16 protein-coding genes are annotated in these 16,185 nt (G+C 45.3%); 9 read left to right on the top strand and 7 right to left on the bottom strand.

The annotated features are described in order from the left end of the window. Positions 1 to 18 precede the first annotated feature (18 nt). Entirely contained in the window at positions 19 to 234 is a 216-nt protein-coding gene (gene rpsU / locus ATB74_RS15325; RefSeq protein WP_004396009.1) for a 30S ribosomal protein S21, read from the bottom strand. Positions 235 to 492: 258 nt separating this feature from the next. Here rpsU and tsaD point away from each other — a divergent pair, with 258 nt between their 5' ends. Continuing rightward, positions 493 to 1,509: a tRNA (adenosine(37)-N6)-threonylcarbamoyltransferase complex transferase subunit TsaD gene (gene tsaD / locus ATB74_RS15320; RefSeq protein ID WP_019826876.1), complete on the top strand. Its 1,017-nt coding sequence runs from the start codon at positions 493 to 495 to the stop codon at positions 1,507 to 1,509. Positions 1,510 to 1,615: 106 nt separating this feature from the next. Then, a complete protein-coding gene (locus ATB74_RS15315; protein WP_061019075.1) occupies positions 1,616 to 2,431 on the top strand; it encodes an alpha/beta fold hydrolase in 816 nt (271 codons plus the stop codon). Positions 2,432 to 2,468: 37 nt separating this feature from the next. Here ATB74_RS15315 and plsY read toward each other — a convergent pair whose 3' ends face one another. Then, entirely contained in the window at positions 2,469 to 3,065 is a 597-nt protein-coding gene (plsY, locus tag ATB74_RS15310) for a glycerol-3-phosphate 1-O-acyltransferase PlsY (protein ID WP_061019074.1), read from the bottom strand. A gap of 138 nt (positions 3,066 to 3,203) precedes the next feature. On the opposite strand from plsY, the gene folB reads away from it, so the two are divergent. From folB to ATB74_RS15295, 3 genes are read left to right on the top strand one after another with little or no spacing between them, the layout of a single operon-like run. Continuing rightward, positions 3,204 to 3,563, top strand: coding sequence for a dihydroneopterin aldolase (gene folB / locus ATB74_RS15305; protein ID WP_004735969.1), 360 nt, complete (start codon positions 3,204 to 3,206; stop codon positions 3,561 to 3,563). After that, complete coding sequence (gene folK, locus ATB74_RS15300; protein WP_061019073.1) at positions 3,560 to 4,042, top strand: 2-amino-4-hydroxy-6-hydroxymethyldihydropteridine diphosphokinase; 483 nt, start codon at positions 3,560 to 3,562, stop codon at positions 4,040 to 4,042. The genes folB and folK overlap by 4 nt, the downstream gene beginning before the upstream one ends. A 14-nt stretch (positions 4,043 to 4,056) precedes the next feature. Beyond that, positions 4,057 to 4,860 (top strand): undecaprenyl-diphosphate phosphatase, encoded by an 804-nt coding sequence (locus ATB74_RS15295; protein ID WP_004735967.1) that lies wholly within the window; start codon positions 4,057 to 4,059, stop codon positions 4,858 to 4,860. Positions 4,861 to 4,960: 100 nt separating this feature from the next. Here the strand turns inward: ATB74_RS15295 and ATB74_RS15290 are convergent, their stop codons facing one another. Next, complete coding sequence (locus tag ATB74_RS15290; protein WP_061019072.1) at positions 4,961 to 6,277, bottom strand: multifunctional CCA addition/repair protein; 1,317 nt, start codon at positions 6,275 to 6,277, stop codon at positions 4,961 to 4,963. Positions 6,278 to 6,313: 36 nt separating this feature from the next. On the opposite strand from ATB74_RS15290, the gene ATB74_RS15285 reads away from it, so the two are divergent. Both ATB74_RS15285 and ATB74_RS15280 read left to right on the top strand, forming a co-directional pair. After that, positions 6,314 to 7,981: an ExeA family protein gene (locus ATB74_RS15285; RefSeq protein ID WP_179946923.1), complete on the top strand. Its 1,668-nt coding sequence runs from the start codon at positions 6,314 to 6,316 to the stop codon at positions 7,979 to 7,981. Continuing rightward, positions 7,981 to 8,934, top strand: coding sequence for a general secretion pathway protein GspB (locus ATB74_RS15280; RefSeq protein ID WP_061019070.1), 954 nt, complete (start codon positions 7,981 to 7,983; stop codon positions 8,932 to 8,934). Before ATB74_RS15285 ends, ATB74_RS15280 begins: the two co-directional genes overlap by 1 nt. A gap of 104 nt (positions 8,935 to 9,038) precedes the next feature. Here ATB74_RS15280 and ATB74_RS15275 read toward each other — a convergent pair whose 3' ends face one another. From ATB74_RS15275 to ATB74_RS15265, 3 genes are all read right to left on the bottom strand, one after another. Then, positions 9,039 to 9,650, bottom strand: a complete 612-nt coding sequence (locus ATB74_RS15275) for a TIGR04211 family SH3 domain-containing protein (RefSeq protein ID WP_019826861.1) — start codon at positions 9,648 to 9,650, stop codon at positions 9,039 to 9,041. 205 nt (positions 9,651 to 9,855) lie between these two features. Further along, positions 9,856 to 11,118: an inorganic phosphate transporter gene (locus ATB74_RS15270; protein WP_048609672.1), complete on the bottom strand. Its 1,263-nt coding sequence runs from the start codon at positions 11,116 to 11,118 to the stop codon at positions 9,856 to 9,858. A 128-nt stretch (positions 11,119 to 11,246) separates the two neighbouring features. Further along, positions 11,247 to 11,927 (bottom strand): TIGR00153 family protein, encoded by a 681-nt coding sequence (locus tag ATB74_RS15265; RefSeq protein ID WP_010434644.1) that lies wholly within the window; start codon positions 11,925 to 11,927, stop codon positions 11,247 to 11,249. Between the two features lie 207 nt (positions 11,928 to 12,134). Here ATB74_RS15265 and ATB74_RS15260 point away from each other — a divergent pair, with 207 nt between their 5' ends. Then, positions 12,135 to 13,652, top strand: a complete 1,518-nt coding sequence (locus ATB74_RS15260; RefSeq protein WP_048609673.1) for an inorganic triphosphatase — start codon at positions 12,135 to 12,137, stop codon at positions 13,650 to 13,652. 51 nt (positions 13,653 to 13,703) lie between these two features. On the opposite strand, the gene ATB74_RS15255 is transcribed toward ATB74_RS15260, so the two are convergent. Then, entirely contained in the window at positions 13,704 to 14,453 is a 750-nt protein-coding gene (locus ATB74_RS15255; RefSeq protein ID WP_061019069.1) for a potassium channel family protein, read from the bottom strand. 97 nt (positions 14,454 to 14,550) lie between these two features. Between ATB74_RS15255 and ATB74_RS15250 the strand changes: the two genes are divergently transcribed. Continuing rightward, a complete protein-coding gene (locus ATB74_RS15250) occupies positions 14,551 to 15,807 on the top strand; it encodes a methyl-accepting chemotaxis protein (protein WP_060983018.1) in 1,257 nt (418 codons plus the stop codon). Positions 15,808 to 16,185 lie beyond the last annotated feature (378 nt).

The following is a 16,185-nucleotide window of genomic DNA, read 5'->3' as shown; positions in this document are numbered from 1 at the left end:
TCCTTATGGATTAAGTTATTAGTACAGGCGAACGCGACGTGCGTTTTCGCGAGCTAGCTTCTTAGCGTGACGCTTTTGAGCTGCTGCTTTAGCGCGTTTGCGAACTGTAGTTGGCTTTTCGTAGTGCTCGCGACGGCGAACTTCAGAAAGGATACCTGCTTTTTCACAAGAGCGCTTGAAACGACGTAGTGCAACGTCGAACGGTTCGTTTTCACGTACTTTAACTATTGGCATATGCCTTTCACCTCAGGGGTTATTCATTATCGCTGGCTACTCAGTACCAAATCAGAGAAGTTACCCATCGAGCTAACTCTCTATTCGTGTTTGGCCATTAACCAGCTTGATCAAAAATGGTGCGGAATTTTAATCCGATCACAGTGGCTTTGTAAAGCACTTTGTCGATTATAGTCTGTACAATATTTGTTTGAAGAGCTTAGGCAGGGTAATATTGCGCTAATTTCCCATTTTAGACGAAAGCGTGCCGAGAAAATTATGCGCATTATTGGTATTGAAACCTCTTGTGATGAAACAGGAATCGCGATTTATGATGATGAGCAAGGGCTGCTTTCTCATCAATTATATAGCCAAGTAAAGTTGCACGCCGATTACGGTGGTGTGGTGCCTGAGCTAGCGTCGCGTGACCACGTGAAAAAAACAATTCCTCTTATTAAAGCGGCATTAGCTGAAGCGAACCTAACGTCGAAAGACATTGATGGTGTGGCTTACACTGCTGGCCCTGGTTTAGTGGGTGCACTGCTGGTTGGTGCAACGATTGGTCGCAGTATTGCTTATGCGTGGGGCGTGCCTGCTGTGCCTGTTCACCATATGGAAGGTCACCTTCTTGCGCCAATGCTAGAAGATAACCCACCACCATTCCCATTTGTGGCTCTGCTGGTTTCTGGCGGGCATACCATGATGGTCGAAGTGAAAGGTATTGGTGAATACCGAATCCTCGGCGAATCGATTGATGATGCGGCGGGTGAAGCGTTTGATAAAACCGCGAAACTGATGGGCTTAGATTACCCTGGTGGTCCACTGCTATCTCGTCTGGCAGAAAAAGGCACTCCGGGCCGCTTTAAGTTCCCGCGTCCAATGACCGATCGTCCGGGTTTAGATATGAGTTTTTCTGGTCTGAAGACGTTCGCAGCGAATACCATTCGTGACAACGACAATGATGACCAAACTCGTGCTGATATCGCTTATGCGTTCCAAGAAGCCGTTTGTGCAACCTTGGTAATCAAGTGTAAGCGTGCCTTGGTAGAAACAGGCATGAAACGTATAGTGATTGCTGGCGGTGTAAGTGCCAACAAACAACTGCGTGTTGAGCTTGAAGCTCTTGCTAAGAAAATCGGTGGTGAGGTGTACTACCCACGCACTGAGTTCTGTACAGATAATGGTGCAATGATCGCTTATGCGGGCATGCAGCGCCTGAAGAATGGCGAAACGGCTGATTTGTCTGTTCATGCCACACCGCGTTGGCCAATTGACCAACTGGAGCCAATTGCGTAATAAACCATAGTGTTTCGATAAACGGTCGCCTTGTGCGGCCGTTTTTATATCCTAGCTTACCGACTGTATGTCGATAAATAATTGCTGATAGAGATTAGGGAAGAAGATGAACAAGTTCACAGTAGACAATCAATCGATGGCGTACCTAGATGAAGGTCAAGGCCCTGTTGTTGTACTCGGCCACAGCTACCTTTGGGATAGTGCAATGTGGAAGCCGCAGATCGAAGCATTAAAGACTCAGTATCGCTGTATTGTTCCAGAGCTTTGGTCGCATGGTGAGTCTCAAGCGGCACCCACTTCGATGCGCAACTTGAAAGATTACGCTCAGCACATTTTAGCTCTGCTTGATCATTTAGAGATCGAAGAATTCTCAGTGGTTGGCTTATCGGTTGGCGGTATGTGGGGGACTGAGTTAGTGGAACTTGCACCTGCTCGTATCAAGTCTTTGGTTCTAATGGATACTTTTGTAGGTCTAGAGCCAGAAGTTGCTCACGCTAAATACTTCAGCATGTTAGATACCATCACTCAAACCAAGATGGTTCCTCAGCCAATTGTTGAAGCGGTTGTTCCACTGTTCTTCGCTAATGATGCGCAAACCAACACACCAGCTTTAGTGGAAGGTTTTACTCAGCAGTTATCCGCTCTTGAGGGCGACAACGCTGAAGAAGTGGCACGAATTGGTCGAATGGTGTTTGGACGTCGCGATATGATTGAATCAGTAGAGAGCTTTGCTCTGCCTGTTTTGATTGCTGTAGGCCAAGAAGATAAACCGCGTCCGGTACTTGAATCATACTTAATGCACGATTGCATCACGGGCAGTGAATTAGTGGTGATTCCTGGAGCTGGTCATATTAGCTCGTTAGAGCAACCAGAGTTCGTGAACACAATGCTGAAGACATTTTTAGATAAACATCTGCTGTAAGTTATTAAATATTATTGTTCGGCTTAAACATGACAGTTTAAGCCGATTTTTTTTGTCCGAGTTTTGGTTCGCTACCATCGAGTAGGCGACGGATATTCTGATGGTGACGTAGCACGATCAAACAACACAACATGGCTACAGGCAGTGTGTATTGAGGTTTGACTAACCAAGCGTAGAAAGGTGCTAGCAACACAGTAACCAGTGCCGCTAAAGAAGAGTAACGAAACAAAAAAGCCACAATCAACCAAGTCGCCATGATCATACCGGTTAGATCGAATCCTATTGGGGCGATGGCGCCTAATGCGGTTGCGACGCCTTTACCACCTTTAAAGTGGAAGAATATTGGGTACATATGGCCAAGACAAGCAGCAATCGCCACTACACCTAAAATGATCGAGTCGATATTGAGGTAGTAGCCAAGCCAGACAGGGATGGTGCCTTTCAGCATGTCACACAAGAGGACAGCAGCAGCTGCGCCTTTGCCGCCAACGCGCAGTACATTGGTGGCTCCAGGGTTATTGGAGCCTACCGTTCTTGGATCAGGAAGTCTTAAGACTCGGCATATCAAGACCGCACTAGAGATTGAACCTAGCAAATAGGCTGCAATGATCATGATTAGTGCCAATGGGGTCATGTCTTTCCTTAAACGGTTATAAGCCTAGCGATGGGAAAATAATGCTCAATCCAAGAGTAATTGATATCATATCTCGAATTACGCAAATAATACGTTTTTTTCCCCAATATGGGTATCCGACCTCTAAAAGGACAAGTCATGGCATTGGATAAAGTTTTCATTGAACAGCTAGAAGTAATTACAACGATCGGTGTTTACGATTGGGAACAAGAGATTAAACAAAAACTTGTGCTTGATATTGAAATGGCTCATGACAACCGCCCAGCAGGTAAGAGTGATGATGTGGTTGATGCTTTGGATTACTCGACAGTGAGTACTGCCGTGCTTGACCATATTGCGAATGGCCGATTCCTATTGGTGGAGCGTGTGGCAGAAGAAGTAGCTGAATTGATCATGACTCAATTCTCTGTACCTTGGATTAAAATCCGTTTAGCTAAACCGGGCGCAGTGCCACAAGCAAAAGCCGTTGGCGTGATCATCGAACGAGGTCAAGCATGACAATAGCCTATGTTGGCGTTGGCACGAACATAGACCGCGATAAGCATGCAAGGGTGGCATGGACAGAGCTTCAATCGTTAGGGACTAACCTTAAATGCTCTAAAATCTATCACTGTGAGCCCGTGGGTTTTAATAGCCATCCGTTTTATAACTTTGTGATAGAGCTCGACACGTCACTCTCATTGACTGAATTTTCACAGCAGCTGCGTACAATTGAGTTTAAATGGGGTCGCTCTCAAGATGCGCACAAACTTCAAGATCGAAAACTCGATCTTGATATTGTGCTGTTTGGAGAGGTGGTTTCTGATAGCGATCCAGAATTACCACGCAGTGATATCTACAAATATCCTTTTGTAACACAGCCGCTTTATGATCTTTGTCCTGCGCGAGTGATCCCGCAAGACGGAAGAACCGTCAGTGAAATATGGCAGAAGATGCAGCAATTAGACTCGCTCTCTGTCGTAGATATAAAACTATAATTTTAAGGTAAGTAATGAGTTATTTTGAAGCGTTTATGTTGGCGTTGGTGCAAGGTTTTACTGAGTTTTTACCTATTTCCAGTTCAGCACACTTAATCCTTCCTTCTGCTGTTTTAGGTTGGGAAGATCAAGGCTTGGCTTTTGATGTTGCTGTCCATGTCGGTACTTTGGCAGCCGTGGTTATCTATTTCCGTAAAGAAGTCGTCTCTCTGTTGAGCGCATTCTTTGGTTCAGTGTTTAAAGGTGATCGCAGCAAGGAAGCGAAGTTAGCGTGGATGATCATTCTCGCGACGATTCCTGCGTGTATCTTTGGTCTGTTGATGAAAGATATTGTTGAGCTTTACCTGCGTAGCGCGTGGGTGATCGCAACGACAACGATTATCTTTGGTCTGTTGTTATGGTGGGTGGATAAGAACTCAAGCCTGCGCGATGACGAATACCAAGCGGGTTGGAAAAAGGCGTTATTTATTGGTCTTGCTCAAGCAATGGCGATCATTCCGGGTACGTCTCGTTCTGGCGCAACCATTACCGCGGCGCTGTATCTTGGTTTCACACGTGAAGCAGCAGCTCGATTCTCTTTCTTGATGTCTATCCCAATCATCACTCTAGCGGGTGGTTATTTGGGTCTGAAGTTAGTGACCAGTGGTGACCCAATCCATGTGGGCACTTTACTAACGGGAATCGTGGTTTCTTTCATTAGTGCTTATATCTGTATCCACTTCTTCTTGAAGCTTATCTCTCGTATGGGTATGACACCGTTTGTTATCTACCGCCTGATTCTAGGTTTTGGTCTATTTGCTTTCTTAATGATGCAGTAGCGCTCGACCTACGAAGACAAATGTTTCGTCCTACAGATTGAAACGGAAAAACCCGCTTAGTTGCGGGTTTTTTATTGCGTGCTTACTAACGGAGTGAAGACTAACTATCAGTGATTTCTGATAACGCGCTTTCAATAGCCACCGCTCTGCGCTTCTCTTGCTCTTCTCGAATATCTTTACCTTTAAAGCCATCAGCAATGATCGCTTTTACTTCAACTTGAAGCGCCGCTTGATAGGCCGCTTCAAAACGAGCCTTTTGAGGGTAAGGCTGATCTTCTAACCCTCTACGGCCTGCGTGGTCAGCTTGGCAGCAAAGCAAGATGTCGTTGAGTCGATCTGGTTTACGCCAAACATCGAACTTGTTGAGAACTTTGAGAAAGGTGGTTGGCTTTAGCTCACCTGCACGATGGATATTAGAATGCTGCTCACACACTAACAGCGCAAGATCTCTGAATTCATTGGGTACTCTCACTCGTTCACATAGCTTCTTAATGATTTTCAAACCTGTGTGGCAATGCATTTTGTGGCTTGGCCATTCACTTTCAGGTGTAACGCCTTTACCTAAGTCATGCACTTGAGCAGCAAAGCGTACCGGTAGCGATGGGCTTAATAGTGCAGCTTGCTGAGCAACCATCAGAGTGTGAATCCCCGTGTCGATTTCAGGGTGCCATTTTTCAGGTTGAGGAACGCCAAATAGAGCGTCAACCTCAGGTAATACGATTGCCAATGCACCACACTCTTTTAATACAGAAAGGAACACTTCAGGGTGTGGTGTACTGAGTGATTTGTGCCACTCTTGCCAAACTCGTTCGGCGGTAAGATGTGCCAGCTCACCGGATTGGACGATCTCACTCATCATATCCATGGTTTCTGGGGCAACCGTGAAGTTGAGATGGTGAAGCTTGGCTGCGAAGCGAGCCACACGCAGCACACGCAGTGGATCTTCAACAAAAGCGTCTGAAACGTGCCTTAAGATACGATCGGAGAGATCTTTCTGGCCATGGTGAGGATCATAAAGTTGGCCTTCATCATCTTGAGCAATAGCGTTGATAGTCAGATCGCGGCGCATGAGATCTTCTTCTAGACTAACATCTGGCGCGAAGTAACATTCGAAGCCTGTGTAACCAGATCCGGACTTTCTCTCAGTACGAGCCAGTGCGTGCTCTTCCTTGGTTTTTGGATGCAAGAATACCGGGAAGTCTTTACCCACTGCAGTGAAGCCGAGGCTTTCCATCTCTTGAGGGGTACTGCCGACTACCACCCAATCTTTATCATAGCTATCAATATTGAGTAGCTTATCGCGCACCGCCCCACCGACTAGATAGCGCTGTAGCCCATTCTCTTCTGGTAGGCTATCGTATATTTGCAACTTATCACCTCGAAATGTTTTATCACTGCTGGACTTTACGGCAAGCAATGGTACTTTCCATTAATCGTAATTATAGGGCAGCACATGTATAAGGAATATTTTGGCTTCGTTGAGATGCCATTTTCGATTGTACCAAATTCTCGCTATTTGTTTTTGAGTCAGCGCCACCAAGAGGCAATGCAGAACCTACAAGCCGGTTTAGGCGAGGGTGGGGGCTTTGCGATGCTTACTGGTGAGGTGGGTACAGGGAAAACAACGGTCGCTAAGGCGATGTTGTCTTCACTCGATAATCAGACCCAAGCCGGCCTTATACTTAACCCTACATTTTCCAATACAGATTTACTTGAAGCTATCTGCGATGAGTTTGAGGTCGAGTACCCAGAACAAGCATCCTTGAAGCAGCTGAGTCAGGCGATTCACTACTTCTTATTGGATAGCCATGCAGAGGGTATTCAAACCTTATTGGTGATAGATGAAGCTCAACACCTTGCTGCCGATGTGTTGGAGCAATTACGCCTTCTTACCAATTTGGAAACCGACAGTCGTAAGCTATTAAAAGTATTGTTGGTTGGTCAACCTGAATTACAACAGCATTTGCAGACCACGCAACTGCGTCAATTGGCGCAGCGTATTACAGGGCGTTACCATTTATTGCCTCTTAATATTGAAGAGACCGGTAAGTACATCGCGTTTCGTCTGGAGACGGCAGGTGGCGAGCAGATGTTGTTCTCGAATCGCTCCGTCAAGCTGATTGCTCAATATACTCATGGCATTCCAAGGCTGATTAACTTGGTGTGTGATAAGGCGCTGCAGTTAGCTTTTCATGAGGGAGAGCAAACACCGAGCAATGAAACGGTTAACCGAGCGTGTCAGCAGGTTATGTCCTTTCAGGCCGAGGTTTATCATGTCGATAAACCTCGCGCAACGAGCGTGCTACCAAAGCTCGTTCAGTACGCTGGTGCAGCTACCTTGAGTGTCGCACTTGCGATGGCAACCTTTAACTTTGCCCCAACGTACATAGATTCATGGTTAACAACCAAACCTTCAAGTGAAGTCCAAGCTGTAGGTTCAGCAAAGATGCAACGGTCGTTAGTTGCGGATACGCCTGAGGTGGTTGAGTTTGAGACAGACAAGTTCGCACTGCCAGCACATATTCAACAACACTTGATGCAAGGGACTAACCGCTCGCTGGCTATCAAGGATTTATACACCCTTTGGGGGTACCAGTCTTCATTGCGAGACGGTTTATGTCTAAGCGAGCCGCAAAGTGTTTTCGTATGTGAACAGCAACAATCTAGCTTGGATGACTTGCTTGAGTTAGGCGTTCCTGTGGTGTTGAACTTAGACATAGAACAAGAATCTGTGTTTGCTGTGCTTTATGGCGTATCACAAGATTCTGTCGAACTACTGGTTAACGAAAAACTCTTAGTCATGCCTAAGCAATCTCTAGAGCAGATCTGGCAGGGTGATTATGTCGCGATTTGGAAACAGCCGCTGCGAGAGACGCTGAAAGAGGGTTACCAAGGTGAAGCTGTGGCTTTGCTCGATTTGTTGCTTTCTGAGGTGTTGGGAGAGGTTGTGTCTGGTAGTGATGTATTTGATTACGAATTAAAAATGAAGGTTGAAGCGTTTCAAACTTGGCAAGGTATGTCGGTTGACGGCATCGCAGGTCAACGAACATTAGCAAGGTTGCAAAGATTAGCTCAGCTTGATTCTCCGAAGTTGATGTCATTAAGTGGAGGGGCAAGCTAATGTCACGTATTATGCACGAGCTGAATCAGTCTTCGGTTACACAATCATCTATCAATAAACCTAGCTTTAAAGGCTACCAAAATCACCATGTGTCGAACTCGGCAAAGGGCATCAGCAACAAACGTGGTTCGTCGTTAGCCATGGGGTTACTTCTTTTGCTTGTGCCTTCTTTGTTGGTAGGCGGTACCTTGGTTTATCAATCATACAATCAACAGCAAAACTCGATTAGCCAAGTTGCCAATGTAGATCTACCAGAGTTAAAGCTTCAGTCAGACCTTGACCCTCAAATATCTGAGGCTGATATAGCAAGCATGGAAGCCCCGTCAGCAGGTGCGGAAGACGAAGTACTGTTCGCCGTTCGTCCGGCACCGGCAAGCCAACCTTTGAAAACACTTCCGCGCCAAGAAATGTATGCAAAGATTGACTCTGAAAGTACGAATGTCGCTGGTGGAGCTATTGTGCCTGTTGCTAGCTCGGAGAGCAGTGCGCGAACATCAGAAGAGTCAGAGCTATCACTAGCTCAGCCTGAGGTTCAGCCAGGTGCAAGCAATGAGGATAGGGCTCTGCAATCGGACAGTGATTTATTGCAAGGGCTAGACCTCAGTGAGTTACCACCTGATTTAGCATTGAAGCTTGAATCTATCATGGGTGATCAACAAAGCGCACCTGAACCTATGGATTCAAGACCTGCAGGACAAGTAGGGTCGCAGGTCATTGAGTTGGAAACGCATACCAATAGCTTATCTGGGGTGTTACCTAAGTTAGACTTACAAACTCACATGTATTCGAGTAGCGAAACCAAGCGTTGGGTCAAAGTGAATGGCCAAGAGGTGGCGCAAGGGGATTGGATTGGACGAGACATTCAGTTACTCGAGATTAAGCCACAGTCGGTGATCATAGAGTTCAACCAGCAGAAGATAGAAATCCCAGCTCTGTACGAGTGGAAAGGCTAGCGAGTTCCAAGTGCACTAGATGACAGGCAAATAAAAAGGAGCACCTCGGTGCTCCTTTTTGATATTCGATACTGAATTTACTGTACCTGATACAAGCGTTAAGTTTACGCCCAACCGTTTGGTGACTTTCTGCGACGAGGCATAATGTGTGGCAGAACAAGGCCTAGAAGTAGACCAATACCTGCAACACCACCACCGTACATGAAGTACTTTAATAGTAGGTCGTCTTTTTGAGTGTCTAGCTTAGCGCGCAGTTCACGGTTCTCTGTTTGAGAGCTGGTTAGCTGTTGGCTAATTTCACTGTAGTTCTGTTCTAGTTCAGCAATCTGCTTGTTACGAGAATCTAGAGAGCTCGCTAGGCCAGCTTTTTCGCTGTCAGCACTCTGACGAGCGTTCGCTAGCTTGCCTTTAACTTCAGTCAGCTCTTTCTCTAGCTTGGGCATACGTAGTGCCATGCTTTCTTTTGTGCTTACAAACTTACTTTCAACCCAACCTTTACGGCCGCGGTTGTCTTGAATCTGGGTGTAACCCGTGCTCTTGTTAGTTTGTAGGTATGTAATCTTTTCACCAGCATCAACACTGCCGATGATACGGAAGGTGTTGTTTGGGCCAGAATGCATATAAGTAAATAGTTTGTCAGCAATATAACGGTCTTGTGCAAAGGCAGCCGGAGCCGCAAGCATTGCGAACAAAACTAAGCTAATCAGTTTTTTCACAGTAAATCCCTTAACGATTCAAATTGGGTAGGCGTATGAGTCAGCCTCAATCAGCAAATAATATTTAGTTTCTTTATGCGGTGCAACAAAGAAGGGAGGCAAAGCCTCCCTTTCTGTGCGTTTGAGTCAATAATGACATGGCATTTACATATCGTTACTGAAGCTCACACTATTCTGACGCTAGTATCCACTAACACAGTCGCGATTACATAGTAAACGCAGCTTGAATTCCGTAGAAGAACACAACAGCAAGTAGAGCACCTGCTGGCAGTGTCACAATCCAAGAAGCCACGATATTACGAACAACGCCTAAGTTTAGAGCTGCGATACCACGAGCAAAACCAACACCTAATACTGCACCAACGAGTGTTTGTGTAGTAGAGATTGGAAGGCCAGTACCTGAAGCTAGTACAACCGTACATGCCGTTGCAAGTTGTGCAGCAAAGCCACGGCTTGGTGTTAATTCTGTAATACCAGTACCAACGGTTGCCATTACTTTATGACCCATTGTTGCAAGACCAACAACGATACCGAAACCACCTAGAGGAAGAATCCACCATGCGATAGTACTCTTACCTGTGATTTCACCCATGTGCTCAACGGTTGATACAACAGCAGACAGTGGACCAATCGCGTTCGCAACGTCGTTTGAACCGTGTGCAAATGCCATTGCACAAGCTGTGATAACCATTAGTACAGAGAAGATGCCTTCAACACCGGCAAAGCCGTGGTCTTCTTCACGATTAGCAAATTTCTTCTGGATATATAGGTAACCGCCGACCATAACAAGCGCAGAAACGGCAGCAGCCCAAACCCATGCTTCAGTGTTGCTTAGGTGAAGACCAACGTGCTTAAGACCTTTCTTGATGGTTACAAGTGCAATCACCATCGTTGTGATGAACATGTATACCGGTACAAAGCGTTTCGCGTTGAATAGCGGGTTCTCTGTATCAAAAATCAGTCGTTGAGCACTTACAAATATCACGTAAGCGAAGAAGCCGGAAATAACGGGTGTGATAATCCAACTGCCCACAATACCTTGAACACTGTTCCAGTCTACCGCTTCAGTACCTACAGAAATACAAGCAAAACCGATGATTGCACCGATGATTGAGTGAGTCGTAGAAACAGGCCAGCCCATGTAAGAAGCGAGAAGTAGCCATGTACCAGCAGCAAGAAGTGCTGACATCATGCCGTACACGAGTACATCAGGTTGATGAGCGAATAGAGACGTTTCGATAACACCTTTACGGATAGTGTCTGTTACTTCGCCGCCCGCAAGGTAAGCACCTGCGAATTCAAAGATCATTGCGATAATGATCGCTTGTTTAACGGTTAGAGCTTTAGAGCCTACGGAGGTGCCCATTGCGTTCGCAACGTCATTTGCACCAATACCAATAGCCATCAAGAAACCGAAAGCTGCTGCAACAATAATCAGGACAGTGCCGTAGTTAGCAAGGATATCCATCGTAATACCTAGTTGTTTGATAACAAGCGGAACAAATTTAGACGCAAAAAACCGCTCAGCGAGAGAAATACTCAGCGCATAAGTGGTTTGTTCAAAAAATGCTCTTCGTTATATGGTTAACGTATGATTTAAGATCGAGAAAGCATTACTTCAAGACGAGCGCCAACACGCTGTGCTTGATCTGCAATACCACCAACCCATTCAAGAATTTTGTATAAGAACATGATATCAACTGGATTCAGATCGCCTTCAATCGCCATTAGTTGTTGGCGTAGTTCGATCTGCATCGCATCCGTGTCATCTTCAATTACATCTAATTGATGAATCATTTCGGCAACGAGTGTTACTTCACGGCCTTTAAAGCCAGTCTCAAGTAATTCGTCTAATTCATTGATTACGTTTTGTGCTTGGTTCGCTGCATCTAGACAACGTTTAACGTAAGCGATGAAGTTTTCTTGCATAGGAGCAGGAATGACAAGTTGACGACCATATACACGGCCAGCAATGTCTTTCGCTAGGTTTGCGAGTTTGTCTTGTTGCGTTAATAGCTCCAACATATCGGTGCGATCAACTGGCATAAACAAACCACGAGGAAGTTTAAGGCGAATTTCACGTTTTAGTACGTCAGCTTCTTTCTCAAGGTGAGAAATTTGAGCTCGAATTTCTGATGCTTTTTCCCAGTCACCTTTTGAAGAAACTTCAAAGAAATTAACTAGGTGAGAACAACATTCGTTCACGCATACTACGTGACGCTGCAAAGGTTTAATTGGGGACTTTGCAAATAACCCCATAATTGTATTTACTGGCATGGTCATCCAACCTAATAAATAATAACCTTAAAACAACATACACCATATTCATGGTGAAATGTTAAGCGATGGCTACAAAGTCGCGCATGTTAACCTAATCAATCTCTCATTAAAACTGTTTTAGATCATCATAAGGGCGATATTTCTGACTTGCCGACTTTTCAAATTGGCAATATCCTGTCCCTATCTTCACAGAAAGGTATAACTATGGAAACCGAGATAGAACTGAAGTTTTTTGTTTCTCCTGAATTTTCAGAGACTTTACGCAATAAAATTGCTGAAACTAAAGTACTTCAGCACAGTTGTCGTGAGCTAGGTAACATCTACTTTGACACCGCTGACAACTGGCTACGTAAGCACGATACAGGCTTACGCATTCGACGCTTTGATGACGTATTTGTACAAACCGTAAAGACGGCTGGTCGTGTGGTTGCTGGCCTACATCAAAGGCCTGAATACAATGCAGAACACGACAGCAACGAACCTAAGTTAGCCCTGCACCCAGAGGACATCTGGCCAGCAGGTAAAGACATCGAAACGTTGCAAGCTGAGCTGACTCCTCTATTCTCTACCAACTTCACGCGCGAGCAGTGGTTGATTGGTATGCCTGATGGCAGTCAAGTCGAGGTCGCATTCGACCAGGGCTTCGTTGAATCAGGCGACCTGCAAGAACCGATTTGCGAAGTCGAATTGGAACTTAAATCCGGTCAAACGGATGCGCTATTTACATTGTCTCGCCAATTCTGCGAACAAGGTGGCATGCGTTTGGGTAACCTAAGCAAAGCTGCTAAGGGTTACCGCCTTGCTCAAGGTTATCAAGGAGATGAAGTCACTCCTTTGACCTTAGTTGATACTGACAAAAGTGATACCGTTGAATCGTGTTTCATTCAATCTTTAGAGCACGCTCTCGCTCATTGGCACTATCATGAGCAGATATTCACCGAGCGCCAATCTATTGAAGCACTGCATGAAATCAGTCACTCGCTCAGTTTTATTCGTCAAACCTTCACTATCTATGGTGGTATTGTCCCAAGACGTGCAAGTGCTATTTTACGCCAAGAGCTCAAGTGGCTTGAGCAAGAGCTCGATTGGCTGAAAAGCTATGATCACTTCGAAGACTTGCTCGAAGATAAAGGCCATGTGCTACGTAAGTTGGATGCGCGCAAGTTCTTGGTCGCAGAGCTTAAAGAGATGCAAGAGCAACTTCCCGATCGCGAAGAGCTGCTTACCTTGTTGAGCTCTGCTCGTTACACTGGTTTATTGTTAGATCTGAGCCGCTGGATCTTATCTCGTGGCTGGCAACCTTTCTTAGATGAGAAAGCGCGTGAACAAATGGGTCGTGGTATCGAATGGTTTTCCGTGCAGCAACTCGATCGAACATGGGCAGACTTGATGGAAGCTTTCCCACCAGAGCGAGTGATGACCAGCCAAGCGTATATTGAACAGCAATACCGTTTGATGCGTAATCTGTATTCTGGTGTTGGCTTCGCGAGTTTGTATGATGACGCTGAACGAAACAGCTTCCGCTTGCCATGGGCTGATATGGTGCAAGGTATTGATGACTTGCTGGCACTCAAAACATTAGAGCCTTTGACTGAGAAGTTGGAAGGTGACGAGAAGGTTCAGCTAGAGCGTTGGTTGGCTCGTCAAGAAGTGTCCATTCTGCATGCGATGGAACAGACACGCCAAATCAGTGTTGAGGTTGAGCCATATTGGCAAGACTAAATTCAACACCTGCATCAATATAAGCATGAATTTGAAAATAGGGCTTCGGCCCTATTTTTTTGTTTGTTGTTCGAGCTTTTCTAGTCGTTCGAGGATTTTCTGTTGTTGCTCAATGATCTTCTCAAGATGCTTCTCTTTGCTTTCAGCGCGTTGACTCTCAAGGTGAGTTGGAGAGGTAATCAAAGAAGTAATCAAGCCTGAAATCATACCAAACACACCCACACCGCAAATGATCACCAGAGAAGCGACTAATTTTCCTGAACTCGTGACTGGATAATGATCGCCGTACCCTACGGTACTGATGGTAACGAAAGCCCACCACAAAGCATCTTGTCCAGTGGTGATGTTGGCATTGGGATCTTTGTGCTCTAACAGCAGTATTGTTCCGGCTCCTATGGTCAGGAGAATGACCAGCAGCAATATAATCGAGGCGAGGGTGGTTTCTTTGCGGTTGCGAAATAGCTCTCTGAGAACGCGTTTACCCGAACGAAGAACAAGAATGACACGCAGGATCTGAAAAATGCGAGCGAAACGAAGAGGCTCGATCATTGGGATGCTTGCTAAGAAATCGATCCAGTGTACTTTTAGATATTCTTTTTTGTTTTGTGATCTGAATAGATCAATTGTGAGCTGAAAAAGAAAAACACTACAGATTACAAAATCGAGGCCGATAAGGACTTGTTTCGATTCTTTATCGATCGGTACGAACAATAAGCCTGAGATCACAAATAACGCTAAGAAAGAGAGAATCAGTGACAATAAGCTCATCGGCTTGGTGGCGTCTTTGGTATTATTCAACATTCATACGAGGCTCAAAATAAATCGCGAACTTTGACTGACATAGCCACCTCGCGGATATAGAAGCCATCAATATATAAGAATTAATGGAGAACTGACAATGACTAAACTGTCATTCAAGCCGTGGGAAAGGATAATCTCTGACGTTCGTCTCGTTCCGAAAATGATCATGCTGATGATATTCAGCACTATCTTGATCATTTCGAAGCAGCTTTGGGACGCAAGTACGTTTTACGATTCATTGCTTGCTGTAACCAACAATGCGCAAGTCGCACAACAGCATTACGAGACTTACCTAGTTCAGGTGGCTTGGCAAACAGCCTTGATGATCATTGTGTTTGTGGTTCTTCTGTTAGCTGCGGCTCGCGTTATGCTGCGTCAGACTCAATACCTTAATGACGCCATTAAAACTATGGCTGACAAGAACCTATCAGTGCCGATTCAAATGGATTGTAAAGATGAATACGGCGATGTGGCACGTGAACTTGAAAAAACTCGCGTTCAACTGAACGACATGATCAAAACTCAGGTGGCCTCTTCTGATGAACTGTTTGCTCTGACGGAAGTGATGACCATCAGCATGTCTGAAACCAAAGAGTCAGCTCAAGAAGAGTTCAATGAGATCGATCAGCTTGCGACAGCAATGAGTGAGATGACCTCTACGGTGCAAACTGTAGCCGAGCATGCGCAAAGCGCTTCTTCATTGACGGAACAGGCATCAGGTCAGGCTCTTACTGGTCAGAAGTTTGTTCAAGGGTCAGTGTCTAAGATGAGTGAGCTATCTTCAGATATCGCAGCATCTGCAGCAGCGGTAAACCAAGTAGAAGAGCGCGTTGACTCAATTGGTAGTGTGGTTGGTACTATCCAAGGCATTTCAGAACAGACAAACCTTTTAGCATTGAACGCTGCGATCGAAGCGGCGCGTGCAGGTGAAGCGGGTCGAGGCTTTGCGGTTGTTGCCGATGAGGTTCGTAACCTTGCGCAGCGTACTCAGCAAGCGACGGTAGAGATTCAAGACATGATCAGTCATTTACAAAGCAGTGCTAATTCTGCAGTAGAGCTGATGGAGAAGAGTGTTGTTGAAGCGGCGGAAGGCGTTGATCTGGTGACCAATGCAGGAACAGAGCTAGATGGCATTGTAAGCCAAGTCAATCAAATCAATGATATGAACTTCCAAATCGCGACCGCTGCAGGTCAACAAAGCAGTGTTGCTGAAGAGATGAGTGTTAACCTGACCAACGTTCGTGAGCTTGTTGAAGCTTCAGTTGTGGTGGTTGGTGAGCTGTTAGAGACCTCTCAGCTTATGGAAAGCAACGCGCAAGAACTCGACGGTAAGATTAAGCAATTTAAGGTTTAGTCCTTAGCACCTAATCTTCATCCGTAAAGGCTTATTCCCAGAGACTTTTTCTAGGTTGTAAGCTCAACCAGATAAGTTAATCGATAAAACGCCCACATTGCTAATGTGGGCGTTTTTTATTGGCGTAACTTTGGTATAACTATCTTATACCAATCGTAGTAAATAACTGGTCACCCTAGCTTGTTAAAAATCTCGATAACAGCGTTAGAATTTTTGAATGTAGAATAACTACTTATCGAAACTATTTATTGAAAAGGGCAGCCTTGTTCTCAAGCTTTTTTCCTACGCTATCTCTGAACACTTACTTACTGTGATTGGTATTAGTTATGAAAACTCGTTATTGAAGAACTGAATCGATAAACCGATTGTTCGGCGCGC

The sequence above is a fragment of the Vibrio splendidus genome (genome assembly GCF_001557875.1).
In the GTDB taxonomy this organism is placed as follows: domain Bacteria; phylum Pseudomonadota; class Gammaproteobacteria; order Enterobacterales; family Vibrionaceae; genus Vibrio; species Vibrio splendidus_F.
This window is presented reverse-complemented; position numbering and strand designations above follow the sequence as displayed.

Coding starts and splice junctions, on each gene's coding strand:
- ATB74_RS15260 (WP_048609673.1), top strand. CDS start 12,135: ATGGAAACCGAGATAGAACTGAAGTTTTTTGTTTCTCCTGAATTTTCA.
- ATB74_RS15270 (WP_048609672.1), bottom strand. CDS start 11,118: ATGGATATCCTTGCTAACTACGGCACTGTCCTGATTATTGTTGCAGCA.
- ATB74_RS15285 (WP_179946923.1), top strand. CDS start 6,314: ATGTATAAGGAATATTTTGGCTTCGTTGAGATGCCATTTTCGATTGTA.
- ATB74_RS15315 (WP_061019075.1), top strand. CDS start 1,616: ATGAACAAGTTCACAGTAGACAATCAATCGATGGCGTACCTAGATGAA.
- folK (WP_061019073.1), top strand. CDS start 3,560: ATGACAATAGCCTATGTTGGCGTTGGCACGAACATAGACCGCGATAAG.
- tsaD (WP_019826876.1), top strand. CDS start 493: ATGCGCATTATTGGTATTGAAACCTCTTGTGATGAAACAGGAATCGCG.
- ATB74_RS15295 (WP_004735967.1), top strand. CDS start 4,057: ATGAGTTATTTTGAAGCGTTTATGTTGGCGTTGGTGCAAGGTTTTACT.
- ATB74_RS15255 (WP_061019069.1), bottom strand. CDS start 14,453: ATGTTGAATAATACCAAAGACGCCACCAAGCCGATGAGCTTATTGTCA.
- rpsU (WP_004396009.1), bottom strand. CDS start 234: ATGCCAATAGTTAAAGTACGTGAAAACGAACCGTTCGACGTTGCACTA.
- folB (WP_004735969.1), top strand. CDS start 3,204: ATGGCATTGGATAAAGTTTTCATTGAACAGCTAGAAGTAATTACAACG.
- ATB74_RS15265 (WP_010434644.1), bottom strand. CDS start 11,927: ATGCCAGTAAATACAATTATGGGGTTATTTGCAAAGTCCCCAATTAAA.
- ATB74_RS15250 (WP_060983018.1), top strand. CDS start 14,551: ATGACTAAACTGTCATTCAAGCCGTGGGAAAGGATAATCTCTGACGTT.
- ATB74_RS15280 (WP_061019070.1), top strand. CDS start 7,981: ATGTCACGTATTATGCACGAGCTGAATCAGTCTTCGGTTACACAATCA.
- plsY (WP_061019074.1), bottom strand. CDS start 3,065: ATGACCCCATTGGCACTAATCATGATCATTGCAGCCTATTTGCTAGGT.